This is a genomic window from Kerstersia similis, assembly GCF_965139615.1.
Lineage (GTDB): Bacteria > Pseudomonadota > Gammaproteobacteria > Burkholderiales > Burkholderiaceae_B > Kerstersia > Kerstersia similis.
The window spans coordinates 52,958-73,753 of sequence record NZ_CBCSIQ010000016.1 but is presented as its reverse complement, the minus strand read 5'-3'; the positions used below and the strand labels follow the sequence as shown (position 1 = coordinate 73,753).

Sequence of the window (20,796 nt, the reverse complement as noted above, 5' to 3'; positions counted from 1 at the left end):
GGGGATTCCGTACGGTAGGAATGAGAAGCGGGCGAACAGGGATACGGTCGGTTTTCAGTGTTGCGTGCGATGTCCAGCCCGGCGCCGGCGTTGCCAACCGACGCCCCCAAGGAGGGGGAGCAGCAGCCAGGGGAGGCTGCCGCCCCCGCCGCCATTGCCGTAGTCGGTATGGTTGCCATCGTTGGCCGTGACCGGCGCATTGACGTAGAGCGTGGCGGTCGCTGCGATCTGCGTGCCTTTGACTTCGTCTATGCATTGCAAGGTGTGGTAGTAAGTGCCGCTGGCTGGAATGATTTCGTCGCTGCCGCTGGATGCGACGGATTGCCAGTTGTTGTTTGCATCCTTGCGCCAGGACGCTTTGCAGTCACGGGCCTGATGGGAGGTCCAGGTGACGGTGCTTGTGGCGCCAAGATCTATTTCACTGGGAGAGAAGGTCAGCGTGATGCTGGCGTCAGGCGTTCCACCCTCCAGGTCGATGGTGAAGACTGTGCCGTGGTCGTCGGAGTGGTAATGGATTCCGCTAGAGGCCGTATAACCTTGCCCGCCAAACAGCGTGACGCCATAAAGGCGGCCGTCGGCACCTGCGTTCAAGCCGTTGGGGCGGCGGCCGTCTTTGTCGTATTCGAATGAATGCAAGGATTCAAAGCCACCGTCCAGAACCGTGCCGTTGTCGTCCAACCTGATCCGGTCTGGAACGACGCGCCACACGGTTCCGGTGGGCGAGGTGATCGTGACATCCGCACCGATATCTGCCGTTATTTTTTCTACCTTTTTTAGCGTGGTGTCGATGATGCGGTATTGGTTTGCGCCGCCGGACAAGGTTGTGCCGTAAATCGCCCCGTCTTTGCCTCTTGCCAATTGGCCACGTGGTTGGCTGCCATCGGTGAATTTGAAGGTATGCAACATTTGCAGTCCGCTATTGCCGTCCATGCTGATGCGATAGACGGCGCCATGGGGAAGAGGGCCGTCGTAGAGTCGGCTGAAATCATCTTCTCGTTGCGCACTGCGGTAGCTGCCTTCACCGCAGAGAGGCGTCTGGCGGGTGACATAACGCAGGGTGCCTTGGTTGACGGTTTTTCCCACTGCCCAATAGGTACATTGGGGGAGGGAAGTGGTACCGTACAGATAGCCGTCCGGGCCTTCGACGACCCAGTTGAGCGGGCTGTAGTAGGACTCCCTGTGCTCGCGATCGGAGACCAGGTCGCCAGGGTGGATCTCCTTGTCGGTGCCATAGAAGAAGTTGTTGGCAGACCAATAGCGGCTGGAACGTAATTCACCATTGGCCAGCGTCAGGGTATGCAGTACCTGGAAGGTGCTGGAGGGTACGGCCGCCGCAGGATTGATCTTGTAAATGATGCCGACCGGCGTGTCGGGAGCGGTGGGGACATCGGGGGCCAGCGGCATGCCGCGAGGATAGGCGCTGGTGCCGTAAAGCCAGCCGTCCGAGCCCAGGATCATGCCATTGGGAACCTGCTTTTTTCCGTTGGGGGCCAGTGCAAACTCGTAGAGAGTATGGAAGGAGCCGTCGGCGCTCAGCTTGAAGATGCGTCCCCCGCCTGAGGGGCCCAGATCCACACCATAGAGATTGTCAGCACTGTCGATGACCAATGCGCCGTTGGGAAGATTCAGTTCCCCCAGCGTGGCCTCGACGATTTCCAGGTGAGTGCCGTCGAACTCGGTGCGGAACATCATGCCGCGTCCGACCAGGCCGGAATGGCCCGAAGAAAAATAGCTGCTTGTGATATTCGGGTTTTGATTGGGCAGCGGGGGTTGCGCGCCAGTCATGGCCAGGCATGCCGCGAGATTCTCGCCTTTGCAATCTATGCCGTCATCGGAAAAATTGCGTGTGTTGATACTGTTGTAGTTGCTGCTGATGATGACGCCATACAGATGCTTGCTGCGGGATTGAACCGGTGTGCCCATGATGATGCCGAAGACCTGATCACCATCCGGCGTTTGCAAACGATCGTAGTGTCCGGGAGCCGCTGGCATCCACCATAAACCCGCGTTCTGCAGGAAGTTGATTTTCTGGCCCAGACTGCCTCCGAACAGGTAGCTCGTGCCGGAGTAAGGATGGGTCGTCAGCAAGGGCGGAGCCGTGGGCCAACGCAGGTTGGGCCAGCCCTTAGCGCTGCCGTCGGGGTCGGTTGTGAGTTCGCCGCCATAGTGGAAGGACGTCAGGTTGGTGACGGCTACGCTGGATTGGGCCTGCACCGGCGTCGCGAGCAGCAGGCAGAGCGCAATATTCAGCAGTCGGGCGCTGCGGATGGCTCGGGGCGCTGAAAGCGAGGGGGGGAATCCCGGGTAGCTGCGGAAAGGAAGTCTGGCAGTGTTTGACATGGTCGTTCGGCGTCTTGGGAAGATCGGGAAATGGGGCACGTGGGAGGCGTGTCAGAAGCTGACCGATACTGAGCCTGTGGCGGTACGGCCAGGTGCGATCCAGTACGTGCCGTCCATTGCCTCGTAGTAGTTTTCGTCGCGCAGGTTCTGTACCGAAAGCCGTAGCGTGACGTTCTTGTTCATGACCAGGCTGGCCCATGCGTCATAGACGTGGTACGAGCGTGTGTTGTTGGCGTGGCCGATGTATTCGGTATTGGCACGCGAGGGTTTTTCGTAGTGCATGCGCAGCCCCAGCGTGAGTCGTTGGTCGAACAGCCGCACGCCACCTGTCAGCACCAGTTTTTTCTCAGGAGGCATGGCATACAGGATGTTGGGGCTGGCGCCCCCTTTGCCGTAATCGGTGGGGGGATAGCCGACCGTGCTGCCCAGCGGGAAGGCGTCATAGCGCGATTCGCCGGTATTGATCAGCGCATGGGTATAGTTCGCTGCAGCAAAGGCCACGCCTGCGTCGTAATCGCTGGAAAGTTCTAGGCCGCGCGTATGGAATGGCGCCAGTAGGTTGACGAAGGCATAAGGGGGAGTGCTGCCGCCGCTGGTGGTGGATGAGGGCGTCATGATGGAAGCGCCCACGATGTAGTTATCGACCTTGGTGTCGAACCATGCCAGTTTCAGGCCGAGCTGATCGCGAGCCGAGAGCAGGCCGTTGAGCATCAGGTTGGCGCCCACATCCCAGCTACGCGATTTCTCGACGTCCAGATTGGGGTTGGGGTAATAGAAAAAACTCACGCCTGGATGCTTGCCGAAGCGCAGAGACTCGGTGATGGCGGGCGGTCGCATGCCTTTGCCGTAGTTGGCAAACAGCTGCAAGGTGTCGATGGGTTTGACGGCCAGGCGCAGGCTGGGCAAGACAGCGGAGTCATGTTTATCGACGGAAAACGAGGTGTACATGTCGCTGTACGGCGGGCGTGCCCCTGAACCGTTGAAGAAGCGACCGACATGCATGAGGCCATCGCCGCGCAAGCCGAAACTGTCGTAGCGCAGGCCGGCCGTCAGCTCTATGCGGTCGCGCCATGACAGGCCCAGTTCGGTAAAGGTGCCCATCACGGTGCGTTCACCTTGTGGCGTGCCGCCGACGGCGATTTTCGGATCCTGCCTATCGGCGCCTGTCGCTTGTGTCACTGCGCCAGGGCGGGTGCGGTCACGGTAGATTTCGCCGCCGAGTGTCCAGCGGGCGTCCAGGCCGCCGAGCATGAAGCGAGCCTGGTTCTGGACCGTAGCGCCCAGCGTGTAGGTTTCGTAATGCATGCGTGCCGGCGCGATGCCCATGGATGCCTTGCCCTCCCGATCAGAATCGTTGCGGGTATTGGCGTAGTACAGGCTGCTGTCCAATTGCCACCAGGGAGAGTCCGGTGCCCAGCTGTGCAAAAGTGTCAGGGTATCGTTGCGGACGCGGTTGCTGGACTCAATCGTTCCGCTCAAGCTAGGGTCGGCAAAGCTGCCCTCGTCGAAATCGGCGGCATAGCCGACGTAGCCCAGCTTCAACTGATGCGTCGCTGCTGGCTTCCAGCCCAGCTTGAAGAGTCCGGAGGTCTGATCCTGGCGGGTCTGGCGGTTGACGCCGGCGCCGGTCAATGTCGGTTCGGGGCCACCAACGTTGCGCTCGCCGCGTTTGAATTCGCCCATGCGTTTTTTGGAAACAGCGGCGGTGACATCCCAGTGTTCGTCCAGCCGCCAGCCGCCAGCGGCACTGCCGCTGAAGTTGTAGCTGTTGCTGCCGGAGCCCAGGTTGATCTGGGCGCCGGTGCTGCGTCCGGCTTCTACCAGGTCACCTATGTCCAGGGTGCGGAAATTGACAGATCCTGCAATCATGCCGGCGCCGCCTACCCCGGCGGAAGGCCCCTTGGCGATGTCAACCTGGGCCAGTAGCGCAGGATCCAGATAGACACTGCCATTGCTGCCGTGGCCGCTTTGCTGGAAATTCTGGCGCGCGCCGTCGATCATGACATTGACGCGGCCGTAGCCCTGCAGCCCACGGATATTGATCGCCATGCCCGGATTCTGTCGGCTTTGACTGGTCGATACGCCGGGAACATCAGCCAGAATGTCTCCGGCGTTGCGCGGCGGCAAGCGTTCGATCTGCTGACGGGTCACGACATTGACGGAGCCGGCAACGGTATAGGGTTCCATGTCCAGGGGCAATTGGCCGCTGACCTCTATCGGGGCGAAATGGGTAACGGGATGATTGCTGTGTGTCGGGCTTGGCCGCACGGAATAGAACTCTCCGTGGTCGTGAATTAGTTGCCAGCCGGTGCCTTGCAGCGCCAGGCGCAGGGCTTGTTCTGGTGTGTGGCGGCCTGTGACAGGTGTGGAACGCAGGCCTTGCAGGGCGGCTGCATCGAGGATGAGCACCAGGCCGGTGCGTCGTGCAATGCTGTTGAGCGCGTCAACCAGGGTGTCGGCTGGCTGGGCATAGTCGTACGCATGCGTTGCAGCGGGCGGGGGCTGCTGGGTTTGCGCGGCCGCATTTGTCCCTATGGCCAGGCAGGCCATCAGGCTGGCACGGCCTAAGGAGGGAAAGGGGAAAGGCATTGTGGCTCCGGCAGGAAAATAGTGTCTCTACTCTCTATGCCGGATGAAAATAAAAAAACGAAAGGAGAATGCGAGGAATTCCTAAATACTGTTAACCTGCAGGCGCCGCGTGGCAGACGGACAAACAGGCGTGATTGCTGCCAGATGTCTGTGTAAGATGGAGGGGTCGCGTTTGCGGCGGCTGTCTTGCCTGTACAAAGGAGCCGATATGGCTAAGAAAAAAGAAGATGTTGATCCCGACCTGGAAGCCCTGATCGCGTGGTGCGGCGAGGTTGAGGCCTTGTTGGTTGAAGCCGGGGCTTCTCCGGCTGAGGCGCAAGCCTATATTGAGGAAGAAGCTGAATGGTTTACCGACCAGTTCTATGAGGGTTTGACCCCTGAGCAGGCAGCACAGGCATCCTTGAACGACGGAGCGGAGGGCTGATTCCTGGTGCAGCCAGATGTACGGATGGCCCGGACAGGGTTATCCGTATAGGCGGGTATCAACGAATTTCTTCTTCAGTGCGCGCTGGCAGGATATCGACCCATAACTGGCTGAAGCGCCGGATCCGTATGGGCAATTGGGCAGATAGCGCCAGCAGTGAACGGTCGGTATCGCGCAGCGAGAAAGTGCCGCTGACGCTCAGTTTGGCCAACGCGGGATCAAGGTGCAGCCTGCCTGAGCGGTAACGGCCCAGATGTTCGATGACCATTTCCAGTGGTACATCATGGGCGACGAGCATGCCATCCACCCAGGCATCGGCGTCTCGTGGCGCAGTGGTAAGTGTGAAGGGAGTGTCTGGAGCAATGCGCAAGGCTTGCCCGCTTTGCACGATGATTTCGCGCTCAGGCATTTCTGCTGTCGCTTGCACGGCATGTTCCAGGACGGTCAGCCGTGTTCCTTTGTTGTCGGTTTCCACCAGGAAGCGGGTGCCCAGGGCACGCATCCGTCCGTAACGGCTTTCCACGATGAAAGGCCGGTTCGCTGCATCTGTGCTTGTTTCCACCAGTATGCTGCCCATGCGGAGCCGTACCAGGCGTTCCGTATCGGTGAATGAGATATCCACTGCGGATCGCGCATCCAGATTCAAATGACTGCCATCCGGCAGCATGACCATCGCAGTCGTTGCCGTCGAGGTGGCGTAGTCTGCTGTCAAGGCGGTCAGGGGCCGTTGACTGTGCAGCGCGGCAGCACCTCCGAATAGCAAGGCCAGCGCCAGCATGGTGCGGGCGGCATGCCGTCCCGGGCGTGCCTGGCGTCGATGGCGCGCCAGTACTGATCGTGCCGGGGTGTCCAGGTGTGCCAGGGCGGCATCCATCTGGGCCAGTTTTTCCCAGGCTGCGCGGTGTGTGGCATGAGATTTCAGCCATGTCTGGAAGGCGCGCTGGCGCGCGGGCGGCAGGGTTTCAGTGCCGTCATGCTCGAGTTTCCAGGCAATCGCCTGGTCCAGGGCATCCTGTTTCCCTTCTGAGGACGGATTGCCGGGGGATTCAGTGGCGTTTGTCAGGCTCATCGCGCTGCTGTGCCGTCTTGCTGCTCCAGCCATTGCCGCATGGCCCGGGCCAGGTGGGCGCGTACCGTGACGGTCGAAATGCCCAGCAATTGGGCGATGTCGTCCTGCTTCATGCCGTCGATCCGGCTATACATGAACGTCAGGCGAACTTTCGGGGGCAGGGCATCAAGCAGGCTATCGAGCTGGCGCAAGGCCTCCAGGGCCAGGCAGCGTTCTTCCGGGCTGGGGTGCAGGGCAGGCGGCAAGGCGGCGAGTGCATCAAGGTAATCCCGCTCCAGCCGCTGGCGCCGTTGCAGATCCAGCATCAGGCCTTTGGCAATGATGGTCAGGAAGGCCTTGGGGTTCTGGATGGCCGAAAGATCACGCGGGCGGCTGAGCAACCGTACGAATGTGTCCTGGGCAAGATCGGCAGCGTCGTGCGCGGTGGAGACCCGCTTGCATAGCCAAGCCTGCAGCCAGCCGTGATGGTCGCTATACAAGGTCTCGAATAGGTTGCGAGCCGCAAGTTTTTCGGTAGCCATGCAGATGTCGTTGCTGGAAAGACAAAGCCATTAATCCATTCATATTAATCGAGAATCGTTTTTGTTATCGAATGTGGGTAATTGTGTTGTCGTATTTCAGTCGCTGTCGATGGAAGAATAAAGTAGCGCGGACGATGTGGAACGGCCTGGACCGCGCTGCCGTCTAGCCACGAGAGCGGCCGGGCCGTAGATCAAACCGCCACGGAATCCGCCCAGGGCGGAGCCGCTGCTGCCGGAGGGGGAACCTCACCAGCGGCCAGTGTCTTGAGCCACTGGGTGAAGGCTTCTATCTTGGGCCAGTGCCTGTCGGATAGCGTGCTGACGTAATAGTGCTGGTCGCATTTCAGCGCCATGCCGGCAAACGGGGTGATCAGTTCTCCGCTGTCCAGGCGTTTCTGTACCAGGCGCCGGCGGCCCATGGCGACGCCGGCATGGTGCATGGCGGCTGTCATGGCCAGGTCGGCGCGGTCGAAACCCAGGCCGGTATCCGTCTCCAGCGCCAGCCCGAAATGCTGCGCCCAGCCATGCCACTCATCCGTGCCGCTGTCATAGCTCCAGGCCTGTTGGTCGTGCAGCAGGGTGCAGCGCGACAGATTGGCGGGCTGGCCGGCCAGATCGAATTGGCGGGCGTATTCGGGGCTGCAGACCGGGATGATGCTTTCGTCCATCAGGTACTGATTGTGCAGCTGCGGGGAAGGCGTGGCATCAAAGTAGATGGCCAGGTCTATGCCGCTGCGGTGGAAGTTGATGTATTCGTTGCCGGTGAGCAAGCTCAGCCGGATGGCAGGAAAGCGCTGGGAAAAGTCAGCCAGGGCGGGCACCACCCAGCATTGTGCGATGGACGGCCGGCAATAGATCGTCAGCGGGCCGGAGAGCGACTGGTTCTTGATGTCCAGGATTTCCTGGCTCAGCGTCTGCAAGGAGGACTGCAGCGCCCAGAACACCCGCTTGCCTTCTGCCGTGAGTTCGACTTTGCGGTGGGAGCGCACAAAGAGCGGGATACCCAGCTGTGCTTCGATCTGATTGATGCTGTGGCTGACTGCGCTGGGCGTGAGCGAGAGTTCGTTCGCGGCTTTGGCAAAGGATTCATGCCGTGCAGCCACCTCGAAGGTATGAAGCTTGGACAGCTGCCAACCGTTGAGTGAACGGTGCCGGGTGGCGGTTCGCTGGTCTTCCGTCATGGGATATCTCAGGATCGGTGTGGGCGTGGGCAGGAACATCCGGGCCACCCGGCTGCGGCTTGCGCTTGCAGGCGGCTGGAGCAGGACGGTTTGCAGGCCTGAATGACGGTGGCGGACTGACAGCGGCACTCAGGCAATGAGGCTCCGGCAGTGTTGCGCCGGTAGTGAGCAATGCCCAGTGTTTCAATGGTGAGTGAATATTTTATGGTCATGAGCGAGTTAAATCGCCAAATATCGGTGTAAACCCTATATTTGATTAAATTTAATTCACTCAAAAGGCAATATATATCGTTTGTCAGCAAAAGCGGGAATCCCTCTAATACGGAAAAACACATAACCGGAAGGGGACTACCGTGGATTCAAATACCTGGGTGCTTGCCACCCTGATCACTAGCATCGTCCTGGTGATCGTCACCATCGTCAAATTCAAGCTGCACCCGTTTCTGGCCTTGCTGCTGGCCAGCTTCTTCGTGGGGACGATGATGGGCATGGGCCCCATCGACATGGTCGATGCGATTGAGAGCGGCATTGGCGGCACCCTGGGTTTCCTGGCTGCTGTCATCGGCTTGGGAACCATCCTTGGCAAAATGATGGAAGTGTCCGGTGCGGCCGAACGCATCGGGCTGACGCTGCACCGCTGCCGCTGGCTCTCGCCGGATGTCATCATGGTGCTGGTCGGGCTGATCTGCGGCATTACGCTGTTTGTGGAAGTCGGCGTGGTGTTGCTGATTCCGCTGGCGTTTTCCATTGCCCGGAAAACTGGCGTTTCCTTGTTGAAACTGGCGATTCCGCTGTGTACGGCGCTGATGGCCGTGCATTGCGTGGTGCCGCCGCACCCGGCCGCGCTGTTCGTGACCAACGCACTGGGCGCGGATGTCGGGCTGGTGATTGTGTATGGCTTGCTGGTGGGCCTGGCGGCTTCGCTGGTCGGCGGGCCGCTGTTTCTCAAGCTGCTGGGCAACCGGCTGCCATTCAAAGCCGTGCCCGCCGAGTTCTCCGCGCTGGAGGTCAGGGCAGAACATACCCTGCCTTCGCTGGGGGCGGCCCTGCTGACGATCCTGCTGCCCATTGCGCTGATGCTGGTCAAAACCGTGGCAGAACTGTACATGGAACCGGGCGGCAGCCTGGTGGCCTTCATGGCGTTCATCGGCAACCCGATCACCGCGATGTTCATCGCCGTTTTCGTGGCTTACTACGTCCTGGGCTTACGCCGCGGTACGGGCATGAGCGCCTTGCTGGGCTATACCGAGAGCGGTTTCGCGGCCATCGCCAATATCCTGCTGATCATCGGTGCCGGAGGCGCTTTCAACAGCATACTGAAGGTCAGCGGCCTGGCGGACAGCCTGGCGCTGATCCTGTCGAATCTGTCCCTGCATCCCATTCTGCTGGCCTGGCTGGTGGCGCTGATTCTGCATGCCGCCGTCGGTTCCGCCACAGTGGCAATGATGGGCGCTACCGCCATCGTGACGCCCATGCTGCCGCTCTATCCCGAGATCAGCCCCAACATCATCGCGATTGCCATCGGCTCCGGTGCGATAGGCTGCACCATCGTGACGGATTCCCTGTTCTGGCTGGTCAAGCAATACTGCGGAGCGAGCCTGAGCGAGACCTTCAAGTACTACACGACAGCCACATTCATTGCATCATTGGTCGCGCTGGGAGCCACTTTCCTGCTTTCCTATGTCATCTGAAGCGCGACACCAACCGATATAACCTGCCAGCGTCAACCGCCAGGAAACAACCGATATGACTCAAATAGATTTCGCTGCCCTGATCCAGGCGCATCCCATTGTCAGCGAGCTGATCGCCCTGAAAGAAACCAGCTGGTTCAACCCGCAGTTCACGACGTTGGCGGAAGGCCTGCCCTACGTCGGGCTGGGGCAGCAGGATATTGCCGCCGCCCATGCCCGGCTGCAGCGTTTTGCGCCGTATCTGGCGCAGGCCTTTGAGGATACGGCCGCCAGCGGCGGCATCATTGAATCGCCGCTGTTGCCTATCCCGGCCATGCAGCGTGTGCTGGCGCAGCGCCTGGGGCAGCCCATCAACGGCGCATTGTGGCTTAAGAAAGACAGCCACCTGCCGATTTCCGGTTCCATCAAGGCACGCGGCGGCATCTATGAAGTGCTGGTGCATGCCGAGAAACTCGCCCTGGATGCCGGTTTGTTGCAGGAGGGGGATGACTACGCCAAACTGCTGACGCCAGCCTTGCGGGACTTCTTCGGCCAGTACCGCATTGCCGTCGGCTCAACCGGCAACCTGGGCATGTCCATCGGCATCATGGGTGCGCGCCTGGGATTTCATGTCACGGTGCATATGTCTGCGGATGCCCGTGCCTGGAAAAAAGCGAGGCTGCGCGCGCATGGCGTTACCGTGGTGGAATACCAGGAAGATTATGGCGTGGCGGTCGAGCAGGGGCGCAAGGCAGCGCAAGGGGATCCGCGCTGCCTGTTCATTGACGATGAAAACTCGCGTACCCTGTTTCTGGGCTATGCCGTCGCCGGCGAGCGCCTGAAGGCGCAACTGCAGGCCCAGGGCACGCGGGTGGATCGTGACCATCCGCTGTTTGTCTATCTGCCCTGCGGTGTGGGCGGCGGCCCTGGCGGTGTGGCTTTCGGCCTGAAAATGGCACTGGGCGACCATGTGCACTGCTTCTTTGCCGAACCGACACATTCACCCTGCATGACGCTGGGTGTCAGCACGGGGCTGCACGACGCCATTGCGGTGCAGGACATCGGCATCGACAACGTCACGGCTGCTGATGGCCTGGCGGTCGGCCGTGCTTCCGGCTTTGTCGGGCGCGCGATGCAGCGCCTGATCGACGGCTGCTACACCCTGAGCGATGAATCCATGTATGACATGCTGGGCTGGCTCAGCGCGGCGGAAAACATTCAGCTGGAGCCTTCCGCACTGGCAGGCATGGCCGGGCCGCAGCGGGTCTGTGCCAGTGCGGACTACCAGCGCTTGCATGGCCTGAGTGCCGGGCAGATGCAGAATGCCACGCACCTGGTCTGGGCGACCGGGGGCGGCATGGTGCCGCCGGAGGAAATGGCGGGCTATCTGGCCAAGGGCATGGCATAAGGCATAAGCCCGGGCGTTAGGCATCGGCCCGGGCGTTCGGTACAACCTGGCATTAGGTATAACCTAGCTAAGGGCCGGCCACCGCCAGCTGGCGGTGACGCTATGCGGCCGGTTAATGGGTGAATGTCATCCCGATATGCGGTTTGACGGCCTGTCGGGGCAGGTTCCTGGCCGGGACTGGCCTGCTTGCCTGGGCCTGCCTGGGGCATGCGCCATTCCGCTGCGCGGCCCGGCTGCTGGAGTGGCCTGACTGCGCATGCAAACCCCAGTACAGGCCGGGTGGTGGGCAGGCGGGACGGCCGGCGGCTGGGCAGTCGCGGTGGCTGGATGTGGGCCACAAGCATGAAAACCTGGGTTGTCTGCGCCCTTTGTCGGTGATCAGGCGGGCAAGTTGCCGGTTCCTGGCCGTCTTTCACGGTAAAATGCTGGGCAACAAACTGCTGTTCCGCCTCTATGGCCGATGCCTGTCTGCATCGGCTTTTCTTCATACAGGACTCTCATGGCTTTGCAATGTGGCATCGTCGGCCTGCCCAACGTGGGCAAATCGACGCTTTTCAATGCGCTTACCCGTGCCGGCATCGCGGCGGAAAACTATCCCTTCTGCACCATCGAGCCCAACGTCGGCGTCGTGGAAGTGCCCGACCCCCGCCTGGACAAGCTCGCGGAGATCGTCAAGCCCGAGCGCATCCTGCCGGCCACCGTCGAATTCGTGGACATTGCCGGCCTGGTGGCTGGCGCCAGCAAGGGTGAAGGCCTGGGCAACCAGTTCCTGGCCCACATCCGCGAAACCAACGCCATCGTCAACGTCGTGCGCTGCTTCGAAGACCCCAACGTCGTGCACGTTGCGGGCAAGGTAGATCCCATCGCCGACATCGAAGTCATCGAAACCGAACTGGCGCTGGCCGACCTGCAGACCGCTGAAAAAGCCCTGCATCGCTTCCAGAAAACCGCCCGCGCTGGCGACAAGGATGCGCAGAAGCTGGTCGCCATCCTGGAAAAAGCCATCGGCGAACTCAACGAAGGCAAATCCATCCGCAGCCAGGGTCTGAGCGAAGACGACTTGAAACTGCTGGCGCCGCTGTGCTTCATCACGGCCAAGCCGGCCATGTACGTCGGCAACGTCAGTGACGACGGCTTCGACAACAACCCCATGCTGGACCGCCTGAAGGCCTACGCCGCCGAGCGCAACGCGCCGGTCGTGGCCATCTGTGCCGCCATTGAATCGGAAATCGTCGATCTGGAAGACGAAGACCGCAAGGCCTTCCTGGCCGACATGGGCATGGAAGAACCGGGCCTGAACCGCCTGATCCGCGCCGCCTTCAAACTGCTGGGCTTGCAAACCTACTTCACGGCCGGCGTGAAGGAAGTCCGCGCCTGGACTGTACCCATCGGCGCCACCGCCCCCCAGGCTGCGGGCGTCATCCACACCGACTTCGAACGCGGCTTCATTCGCGCCCAGACCATTGCCTACGAAGACTTCATTTCCTTCAAGGGCGAGCAGGGCGCCAAGGATGCAGGCAAGATGCGCGCCGAAGGCAAGGAATACGTGGTGAAGGATGGGGATGTGCTGAACTTCCTGTTCAACGTCTGACCCTAGAGAGCCATTTCTCAGCATTTCACAAGATTGCTTAAAACCCAGGAAGCAGCGCTAGAACCCCGGAAATTCCGGGGTTTTTCATTTCCATGGATTTCATGGGATTGCTCGGCCTTGCTCGCGCAAAGTGACTACGCTGGTGTATACGAAGATTGGACGAGGCGACAGAAGGTGTATATGATCCTTCTGTCGTTCCTTATTGCCGATCCCGTGACACCGTGCTGACAGATGCCCACTGCCGTGCTGCCAAACCGAAGGAGCAGCTCTACCGCCTGAATGACTTTCGCGGCCTTTACCTCGAAGTGAAGCCCAATGGGGTAAAGGCTTGGCGCTACCGCTTCAAGCTGGGCGGCAAGGGATCGTGGTTTGCGCTGGGCGACTACCCCGCCGTCAGCCTTGCCGAAGCGCGGGACAAGTGCGAGGAAGCGCGGAAACTGGTCAAGCAGGGCATCAACCCCGTCCAGCATCGGCAGCTTGAGCGCCTCAAGCGCGAAGAGGATTCCGCCAATACCTTCGAGACCGTCGCCAAAGAGTGGCTGGCTCTGCGGGACTGGGAGGACATCACCAAGAAACGCCGCCTGGACATGCTGGAGCGGGTGGTTTTCCCCAGCATCGGCAAGCTCCCGGTGCGCGACATCACCCCGGCGCACGTTCTCGACATCCTCACCAAGACCGTGAAGCGCGGTGCGCCGACCGTCGCCGCGGAAGCGAAACGCACCATGTCCAGCATCTTCGAATTGGCCGTCGCCACCTTGCGGGCAGACAACGATCCTGTCTGGCCCGTCCGCAAGGCGCTGCCCGCTAACAAGACACAGCACAAGACGGCGCTAACCACCGCGCAGATCGGCAAGCTGCTCAACGACTTCGACAACCACCGCTGCGGCTATCAGGTCAATTTCTGCATCCAGTTGATGTGGTGGACACTGGCGCGTCCCAGCGAAGCGGCAGAAGCGGAATGGGCTGAATTTGATCTCGATGCAGCGCTTTGGACGATCCCAGCCCGGCGCATGAAAGCCCGTCGCGAGCATGTTGTGCCGCTGCCGTCGCAAGCCGTAGAGATGCTGCGCCGCCTGCACGCCATCAGCGGCGACCGGACTCACCTCTTCCCTGGCAGGGATGACCGCAACAGGCCGATGTCGGTGCATTCGATCCGGCAGGCGCTCAAGGTGCTGGGTTGGAGCGGCACCTACAGCCCGCATGGCACCAGAACCACGGGCAGCACCCGGCTGAACGAAATGGGCTATCGCCCGGATGCCATTGAGGCGCAGCTTGCCCACGCGGAACCCAACTCGGTGCGCCGCACCTACAACCATGCCACCTACCTCGAAGAGCGGCGGGGCATGATGCAGGCATGGGCGGACAAACTCGAAATCTGGAAGCGGGAGGCTGCCAATGACAAAGGCTGATGAGCGGCGTCAGTTCCGCTTCGCGCTGGTGAAGGACATCCTGCGCTGTGAGTCAGTCAGGAAACTGCCACATGACCACAAAAAGCTGCTTTTCCGGTGGCTGGCGAATGGCTGGAGCATCACCGATACCCCGCCTGATACATCGCGTATCCGGGCGCTTGAAAAGGTTGCGTCTGACGCGCATCGCCTTTGGTCTGCAATCAACAACCTAGATGACAAAGACGAAAAAAGCCTGAACTCCAACTATGGCCAAACCGCCCAACTCTCGTTACAGCAAGGCGCTTTGCAACGCCTAGAGCAAGACGCCGTAGCCTTGGCTTCAATTATTAAGGGTGAACAGGCGGACATCGTGCGGCTGCGGAAAAGGCGGACGGCGAAAAATATTGTCAAAACGCTCTGTATGTTTGGAATCCCGTGCAATACGCGCAATGATCGTGACATAAGTGAGCGCAATGTGACGACAGCCATGCGCTGCGTGATGTTCGCCATGCTGGAAGCCGATGCGAAGAAGCTGCATTGGGGCACAGCCGCCGCCATCGTCAAGCTGGGCTTTCAGATGCTGACCGATCCTGACGAAGAGAAGGTGGTGTTTTCAGAAGGAAAAATATCAGTTACGGCGGGGGATGCTGAGAACTTCCGGCTTTTCCTGCGTGAAATGCCTGAGTTCAACGGCATTAAGCTGGTGGAGTAGCGAAAAGGCTTCCCCCAAGCCTTTCGTCAGGACTATCATCTAAAAAATCCGCATATAGAGAAGCGCAATTTCGATGCATATACGTGTGCAAACTTACCGCGATAAAAGCGGAAACACACGACAGGGAAAATCAATCTCCCTGCTACGCTACGCCTATGACCGTGAGAAAAAGCGTTCCAGACAGATTATGCTAGGGACTGTGGATCGCTGGGCAACGGCACTGCCGCCTGACATTGAAGCCATCCTGACTGACGCCGAGCGTGAAGAGTTCAGGGAATGGATGGCCGAGAGAGACCGGCAGCTTGCTGAGTACAAGCAGAAAAGCCACTTGTTGCACGCTGCCGAGCACATGGGGTGGGCGGCAAAAGCACTGGCTGCTGGAGTGGAGCCAGTCCGGCCTGAGCGGATTTGGGAGGCTCTGGATGTGCTGGCGAAGGCGCTGGAGAAGGCTGGGCACCCAAGGCCAAGCCGAGCGCGAGGGCGTCCGTCGAAGAGCGAAACGCCGACGCCGGATGATCTTGTTGCCAGCCCTTACGACGATCCGATGCTGGCGGCAGAGATAGAAGATGCGCAAGAACGGGTGGCGGCGTTGCCAAACTTCATCCCGCTCCCCCCGGCAGCACGAAAGGGGAAAGGGTCAGATGGCCCGTGATGCGTTAGGATTATGAGATAAGAGTATTGGTGAAAAAATGGCCACAGCCGAGCAAATTAAAGCACTTTTAAGAAGCCATGCTGATCGGGACGATCAGCGCTTCTACGCTACGGCTTTGCAGGTCGCAGCTCAAGAGGCTCGCCAAGGCCATCGTAAACTGGCCAGCGATATTAAGGAGATGGTTGAAAAATCCCAAGTTAATAGCAACTTGGGGCTCGCGCCGGTAAAACCAACGCCACTTGTTCAGCAACCCAAAGGCGACTTAAGGGGATTGCTTGAGCTTACGCACTCGACAGTAAGAATTGGCGAGCTGGTCCTCGGTGCCGAGGTTCTGGAGCGCCTCCATCGCGTATTGCTTGAGCAACGACAAAAAGATCGCCTTTCCCAATTTGGATTGCTCCCGCGACGCAAGCTCCTGTTCACCGGACCGCCAGGAACGGGAAAGACAATGTCTGCCTCTGTGCTTGCGACAGAGCTGAAACTACCGCTCTATACGATTGTTCTTGATAGTTTGATTACTAGGTTCATGGGGGAAACCGCAGCAAAGTTGCGACTTGTTTTTGACCACATCAAGCAAACTCGGGCGGTCTATCTCTTCGACGAGTTCGACGCCATCGGCACCCAGCGCGGAGCGCAAAATGATGTAGGGGAAATTCGGCGCGTTTTGAACTCGTTCCTTCTTTTCGTGGAGCAGGACGACTCCGAAAGCATTATCGTCGCCGCGACCAACCATCCCGAGCTGCTAGACAAGGCGCTTTATCGCAGATTTGACGACATCATTCGGTTTGAGAAGCCGTGCGATGACCAAATTCAGAAGATTATCGAGAACCGGCTGGCCATGTTCGAGACCCGATCTCTTGCTTGGAATGAGGTTACTGCGGCAGCTCACGGCCTGAGCGCTGCGGAAGTGACACGAGCCTGCGAAGATGCGGCGAAAGAGGCGGTTCTTCATCATGACAATAAACTGTCTACCACGCTTGTATTGAAGGCGATTGAGCAACGTCAAGCTGGCAAAGAATAAGGAGTGGTTATGCCAGACCAGAAGCGGCACCTTCTGATCGAAGGTTTTCTGTCCAACGAAGATTTTAGATCGCGCAGAACTGGTAGAAACCCGGCCATTCCTCTTCAAGATCGGATTCCGCACGGCCAGCAGTTGTCAGCAAGATACGCTGATCTAATGCAGCAGTACGATGAGAAACGGCAGAATGCCGAGCCACCAATCACAGAAGATGTGGGGATATTTGTAGAGATCGTCGGAGTCCCCGGCATCAAGTTGCCTCTAGACAGTCTAGATACGCGGGACTTCAGGTTGCACGCTTGCCGCAAGGTTGGCGATCGCGAGGTTGCTCTGGTATTCATTCCTGAGACTCGTCGAGAAACGTTTCAAAGGAAGGTCACGCAATATCTTGACCCGGAGAAAGATGGGAAAGGTGGTCCTCGCAATCACAATTTGATCGACAGTATCGCCGAAATGCGCTTGGCGGACCTGCGTGCGTTTTGGACGGATGCCCCCAGCCTATTCCCCCAGGACTCCAATCAACAAATTTGGTGGGAGCTTTGGCTCAAGCGACGTAATGGCGAAGACCCGCAAATCATTGCGGCACAGCTATCAGAGAGGATCGGCGGGCGACTCGGAAATACCTCGCTAAGTTTCTTCGATAGCATGGTATTTCTGATCAGAGCTTCCTCTCAACAGTTGGAACGTGCCCCTGAGTTAATCTCTTCTCTTGAGGAGCTGCGGCGCGCCAAGGAAACTCCGAACGTCTTGGTGGAATCTTCGCCAAAAGAACAGCGTGAATGGGTGGGCGATTTGGCCGCACGGTTGAGAATTTCGGACGAGGCATCCGTTTCTGTAGCCATTCTCGATACCGGCGTAAACTACAATCATCCATTGCTATCTTCTGTCTGCAATCAGCCGCAATCGGAAACATGGCAGCCGCAGTGGCCGCGTTACGATGAGGTCAATGACCATGGCTCCAGACAAGCCGGCTTGGCGATATTCGGGGATTTGCATGACGCGCTGGTGAGTCGGTCTGAAATACCTCTACAGCATCGCATTGAATCGGGGCGTATTATACCGCCGCGCGGTGCGAATGACCCGGAACTGTACGGCGCAATTACTGTAGGTACCGCATACAAACTGGAAGCAACGAGACCCGAATGGCGGCGCGTCTATTCCCTGGCAGTAACGGCCGACTCGGAAAAGGAAGGCGGAATCCCTACCTCATGGTCAGCGGAAGTTGATCAATTCTCGTCGGGCGCAGAGGACGGGCAACAACGACTTTTCGTGATCTCAGCCGGTAACAATCGCTCCCTCTTGCCAAACGTAGACCACTGGGAGCAGCTACATCTTGCGGAGATAGAAGACCCGGCGCAGGCATGGAATGCCCTGACGGTTGGGGCATACACCGAGAAGACAACCAATGATGACCCAAGCTTTGATGGGTGGTCGCCCTTTGCCCGAGCTGGAGATGCAGCTCCTGCCTCTAGGTCATCTGTCAATTGGGGTTGGAAGAAGCAGGCACCTTATAAGCCTGATGTTGTAGCGGAGGGCGGCAATCGTTTGCTGTCTCCCGATGGGACGGCCATATCCGATGCTGACTCAGTTTCTCTTCTGACAACATCCGGAAAGGCGGCCGGTCAACTCTTTGAGGTATCCGCCGATACAAGTGCCGCCTGCGCATTGGTTTCACGCCAAGCGGCTATTCTCATGGATGAATACCCGGACTATTGGCCAGAGACAGTTCGTGGGCTCCTGGCACACTCAGCAGAGTGGACTGAGCGCATGTGGGAACGTTTCGGAGTTCTCAGCGGCCACCACAGCCCCAAGGTCGCCAAAGAGACGATGCTTAGGAGCGTCGGATACGGCGTTACCAACCTTGAGCGTGCGCGCTATAGCGCCGGTCATGAATTGACGCTGGTCGCACAAGATCATCTTCAACCATTCACCAAGAACGCGGATGCCTCGGGTTCGGCCGATCCCAAGCTTAACGAGATGCAGCTATATGAGCTGCCGTGGCCGGCAGATATTTTGCGCCAGCTCCCCCCAGAGTTAGAGGTGAAGCTGAGGGTAACGCTCTCGTACTTCATTGAGCCCAATCCTGGTCGGAGAGGCTATAGGCAACGATATAGCTACCAGTCGCATGGCCTGCGTTTCGAGGTCATTCGGCCTGGCCAGTCACTTGAGAATTTCCGAGCATTTATCAATGCGCTTGCAGATGCAGATGACTACATCGGTCCAGAAGGTGATGCAGATGGTTGGCAATTTGGCCCTCAGCTTCGGACGCGAGGCTCGCTGCACTCCGATATCTGGACTGGTTCTGCCGCAGCCTTGGCGGACATGCAAACAATCGCCGTTTATCCTGTGGGAGGCTGGTGGAAATACCGCGCAGCACAAGATCGCTGGCAGAACAGTGTTCGCTATAGCCTGATCGTCAGCATCGAGGTGCCAGATGAGACGGTCGACATCTATTCCGTGGTTGAGAATATCGTTCAGGCTCAAGTTGAAATCGCTGTCTGATATGCCCCGTAGGGCGTCCGTCGTGCTGCGGGCAATGCCTAGAAGGGGATGTCGTCAGCCCACGGAAGTCGTGATGCGTGTTGCTCTGCCGCCTTGGCCTTTGACTTGATCTTTATCTCCAGCGCCTTGATGAAGCGGATCGACGCCGCGACGTGATTGAAGATCAGCAGGCTTTACTCGTAGTTGAGGATAGGGTTGTCGTGAGCGAGGCTCTTGTTGTTGCGCACGTCATTGAAGGCTTCGAGCACCGAGATACTGGACTTCAAGATGCGCTCGGTCATGGCCGACTCAAGATGTCCACCATCTCGTAGCGCCTTGATGTACTCGCCGAAGACACTGTGCAGCGGCTTTTCACGAGTGATCGTGATGCCGTGTGGCTCGCACGTCACGCGGATGAACTTGTTGACGAAGGTATGCAGCCGATCCAGCCCGCCCTCGGGCTGATTCTTCTCGATGGCTTCGCGAACATGCTCTGCCACCACCTCGAAATCCCGTTCATCAGCGATGGCGGTCAGCGCATCCAATTCGGCCACTGGCTGGTCACTGAGAAGCCGCTGGGCGATCTTCCGACAGTCGTCGATGAGTAGAGGGTTGCTGTCGCCAAAGCACTGCTCATCGGTCGCATAGTCGATCAGCCCGCCAATGACACGCCCCGCGACATGATTGCCATCCACATCCCAGAACGTGCGCATCCTGTTGGCCTTGGAAGTGCCCCGTGCCTTGTACCTCTCGGCATCAATCTCGACTCGGTACTCATCGAAGAAATCGCCAAAGGTACGGTCGGAAAAGTTCAGGACGTAGCCGCCGCCCATGCCAAGCAGCTTTTCCAGCTTTCGACGCTCGCTCCCAGTCAGATCGGACATGAGCTCCCTTACGCCTTCATCTTGACCCACACTATGCCGACCGCGATGGTCAGGACGAGCCCGGCGAACACCGTGCTGGCATAGCGGTAGTACAGTTGTCTCAACGCCCAGCGCAAGGGCCGGGCCTCTGCTTTCTTCTGTTCAGCGATCAACTGGGTACACGCTCGTTCGCGCGCCTGTAACTCCGATGTGGCACGCTCCTCGGCATAGAGGACAGCCGCCAGATAATCGAGCATCCGGTGCTCGACGATGTTCTGCTTCCACGTTTCGACTGTAGCCAATGCCCCGGCCTGCATGGGGCGGGATCGCCCTTCGCGATGTTCGGGGTCGGTGTAGTCGAAGACCAGCCCGAACTGCTCATAAAACCAGTTGCGGCGCGCCTTGTTGTCACCGTGAGCCTGCCCGGCCAGCAGCTCGATGCTGTTGACAGTCGCCTCGGGCCACTGTTGCACCCACAGGACAATCTCATTCATCAGGTAGGTGCCGATCCGCTGGCCATCCAGCCCCGGCAGATCAAGAAACACCGCCCCCTTCGACATCGAGGGCGATGTCAGCGAGACAGAGTTGAAGTTGCGCGAATAGCTGCCATCAAACCGCCCTTTTCCGCCGTCCCGGTGCGAAAACTTGGCAGTGATGCGCTGATACGAGAGGCGGATCGACGCCTCGTAGATCGTCCCGTCGCGAGGATCGCGCCGATAGGTTTCCTCCCGCTCGACCAACACCCAGCCCAGTGCCTCGGCCTCCGGGCGCTCCTTGTCCTTGACCTCCAACACCAGAATGCGCGGTTTCACGCTCTGGCTGTCTCGCCACGCGTTATCGAAGGATGGCAGTGCCATGTCCACCTCTTTGGTTAGCAGGGCGTTGCACA

16 protein-coding genes are annotated in these 20,796 nt (G+C 59.1%); 9 read left to right on the top strand and 7 right to left on the bottom strand.

Going from position 1 to position 20,796, the window contains the following annotated elements:
• Positions 1-54 precede the first annotated feature (54 nt).
• Positions 55-2,340 carry a choice-of-anchor tandem repeat GloVer-containing protein gene (locus ACNA1V_RS11170; RefSeq protein WP_415833686.1) on the bottom strand — a complete coding sequence of 762 codons (2,286 nt, stop codon included), beginning with the start codon at positions 2,338-2,340 and terminating at the stop codon, positions 55-57.
• Between the two features lie 51 nt (positions 2,341-2,391).
• The gene (locus ACNA1V_RS11165) at positions 2,392-4,929 is read right to left on the bottom strand and encodes a TonB-dependent receptor (RefSeq protein WP_415833685.1); all 2,538 of its coding nucleotides are present in this window, start codon (positions 4,927-4,929) and stop codon (positions 2,392-2,394) included.
• Positions 4,930-5,137: 208 nt separating this feature from the next.
• Here ACNA1V_RS11165 and ACNA1V_RS11160 point away from each other — a divergent pair, with 208 nt between their 5' ends.
• Entirely contained in the window at positions 5,138-5,353 is a 216-nt protein-coding gene (locus ACNA1V_RS11160; protein ID WP_415833684.1) for a hypothetical protein, read from the top strand.
• Positions 5,354-5,411: 58 nt separating this feature from the next.
• On the opposite strand, the gene ACNA1V_RS11155 is transcribed toward ACNA1V_RS11160, so the two are convergent.
• The 3 genes from ACNA1V_RS11155 to dsdC form a co-directional block, all read right to left on the bottom strand.
• On the bottom strand, positions 5,412-6,422 hold the full coding sequence (locus tag ACNA1V_RS11155) for a FecR domain-containing protein (protein WP_415833683.1): 1,011 nt from the start codon (positions 6,420-6,422) through the stop codon (positions 5,412-5,414).
• Positions 6,419-6,943 carry a sigma-70 family RNA polymerase sigma factor gene (locus ACNA1V_RS11150; protein ID WP_415833682.1) on the bottom strand — a complete coding sequence of 175 codons (525 nt, stop codon included), beginning with the start codon at positions 6,941-6,943 and terminating at the stop codon, positions 6,419-6,421. Before ACNA1V_RS11150 ends, ACNA1V_RS11155 begins: the two co-directional genes overlap by 4 nt.
• Positions 6,944-7,134: 191 nt before the next feature.
• A complete protein-coding gene (dsdC, locus tag ACNA1V_RS11145; protein WP_415833681.1) occupies positions 7,135-8,124 on the bottom strand; it encodes a DNA-binding transcriptional regulator DsdC in 990 nt (329 codons plus the stop codon).
• A gap of 353 nt (positions 8,125-8,477) precedes the next feature.
• Here dsdC and dsdX point away from each other — a divergent pair, with 353 nt between their 5' ends.
• The 8 genes from dsdX (at position 8,478) to ACNA1V_RS11105 (ending at position 19,065) form a co-directional block, all read left to right on the top strand.
• Positions 8,478-9,815, top strand: coding sequence for a D-serine transporter DsdX (gene dsdX, locus ACNA1V_RS11140; protein WP_415833680.1), 1,338 nt, complete (start codon positions 8,478-8,480; stop codon positions 9,813-9,815).
• Between the two features lie 55 nt (positions 9,816-9,870).
• Positions 9,871-11,202 carry a D-serine ammonia-lyase gene (locus ACNA1V_RS11135; protein ID WP_415833679.1) on the top strand — a complete coding sequence of 444 codons (1,332 nt, stop codon included), beginning with the start codon at positions 9,871-9,873 and terminating at the stop codon, positions 11,200-11,202.
• Positions 11,203-11,701: 499 nt separating this feature from the next.
• On the top strand, positions 11,702-12,793 hold the full coding sequence (ychF, locus tag ACNA1V_RS11130; RefSeq protein ID WP_415833678.1) for a redox-regulated ATPase YchF: 1,092 nt from the start codon (positions 11,702-11,704) through the stop codon (positions 12,791-12,793).
• A 155-nt stretch (positions 12,794-12,948) separates the two neighbouring features.
• The gene (locus ACNA1V_RS11125; RefSeq protein WP_462937406.1) at positions 12,949-14,202 is read left to right on the top strand and encodes a tyrosine-type recombinase/integrase; all 1,254 of its coding nucleotides are present in this window, start codon (positions 12,949-12,951) and stop codon (positions 14,200-14,202) included.
• On the top strand, positions 14,189-14,893 hold the full coding sequence (locus tag ACNA1V_RS11120; protein ID WP_415833677.1) for a hypothetical protein: 705 nt from the start codon (positions 14,189-14,191) through the stop codon (positions 14,891-14,893). The genes ACNA1V_RS11125 and ACNA1V_RS11120 overlap by 14 nt, the downstream gene beginning before the upstream one ends.
• A 73-nt stretch (positions 14,894-14,966) precedes the next feature.
• Positions 14,967-15,545, top strand: coding sequence for a hypothetical protein (locus tag ACNA1V_RS11115; protein ID WP_415833676.1), 579 nt, complete (start codon positions 14,967-14,969; stop codon positions 15,543-15,545).
• Positions 15,546-15,582: 37 nt separating this feature from the next.
• Positions 15,583-16,566: an AAA family ATPase gene (locus tag ACNA1V_RS11110; RefSeq protein WP_012077394.1), complete on the top strand. Its 984-nt coding sequence runs from the start codon at positions 15,583-15,585 to the stop codon at positions 16,564-16,566.
• A 9-nt stretch (positions 16,567-16,575) separates the two neighbouring features.
• Positions 16,576-19,065 carry a S8 family peptidase gene (locus ACNA1V_RS11105; RefSeq protein ID WP_415833675.1) on the top strand — a complete coding sequence of 830 codons (2,490 nt, stop codon included), beginning with the start codon at positions 16,576-16,578 and terminating at the stop codon, positions 19,063-19,065.
• A 173-nt stretch (positions 19,066-19,238) separates the two neighbouring features.
• Here ACNA1V_RS11105 and ACNA1V_RS11100 read toward each other — a convergent pair whose 3' ends face one another.
• Both ACNA1V_RS11100 and ACNA1V_RS11095 read right to left on the bottom strand, forming a co-directional pair.
• Positions 19,239-19,928 (bottom strand): abortive infection family protein, encoded by a 690-nt coding sequence (locus ACNA1V_RS11100; protein WP_415833674.1) that lies wholly within the window; start codon positions 19,926-19,928, stop codon positions 19,239-19,241.
• A gap of 8 nt (positions 19,929-19,936) precedes the next feature.
• Positions 19,937-20,764: a hypothetical protein gene (locus ACNA1V_RS11095; RefSeq protein WP_415833673.1), complete on the bottom strand. Its 828-nt coding sequence runs from the start codon at positions 20,762-20,764 to the stop codon at positions 19,937-19,939.
• Positions 20,765-20,796: the final 32 nt, after the last annotated feature.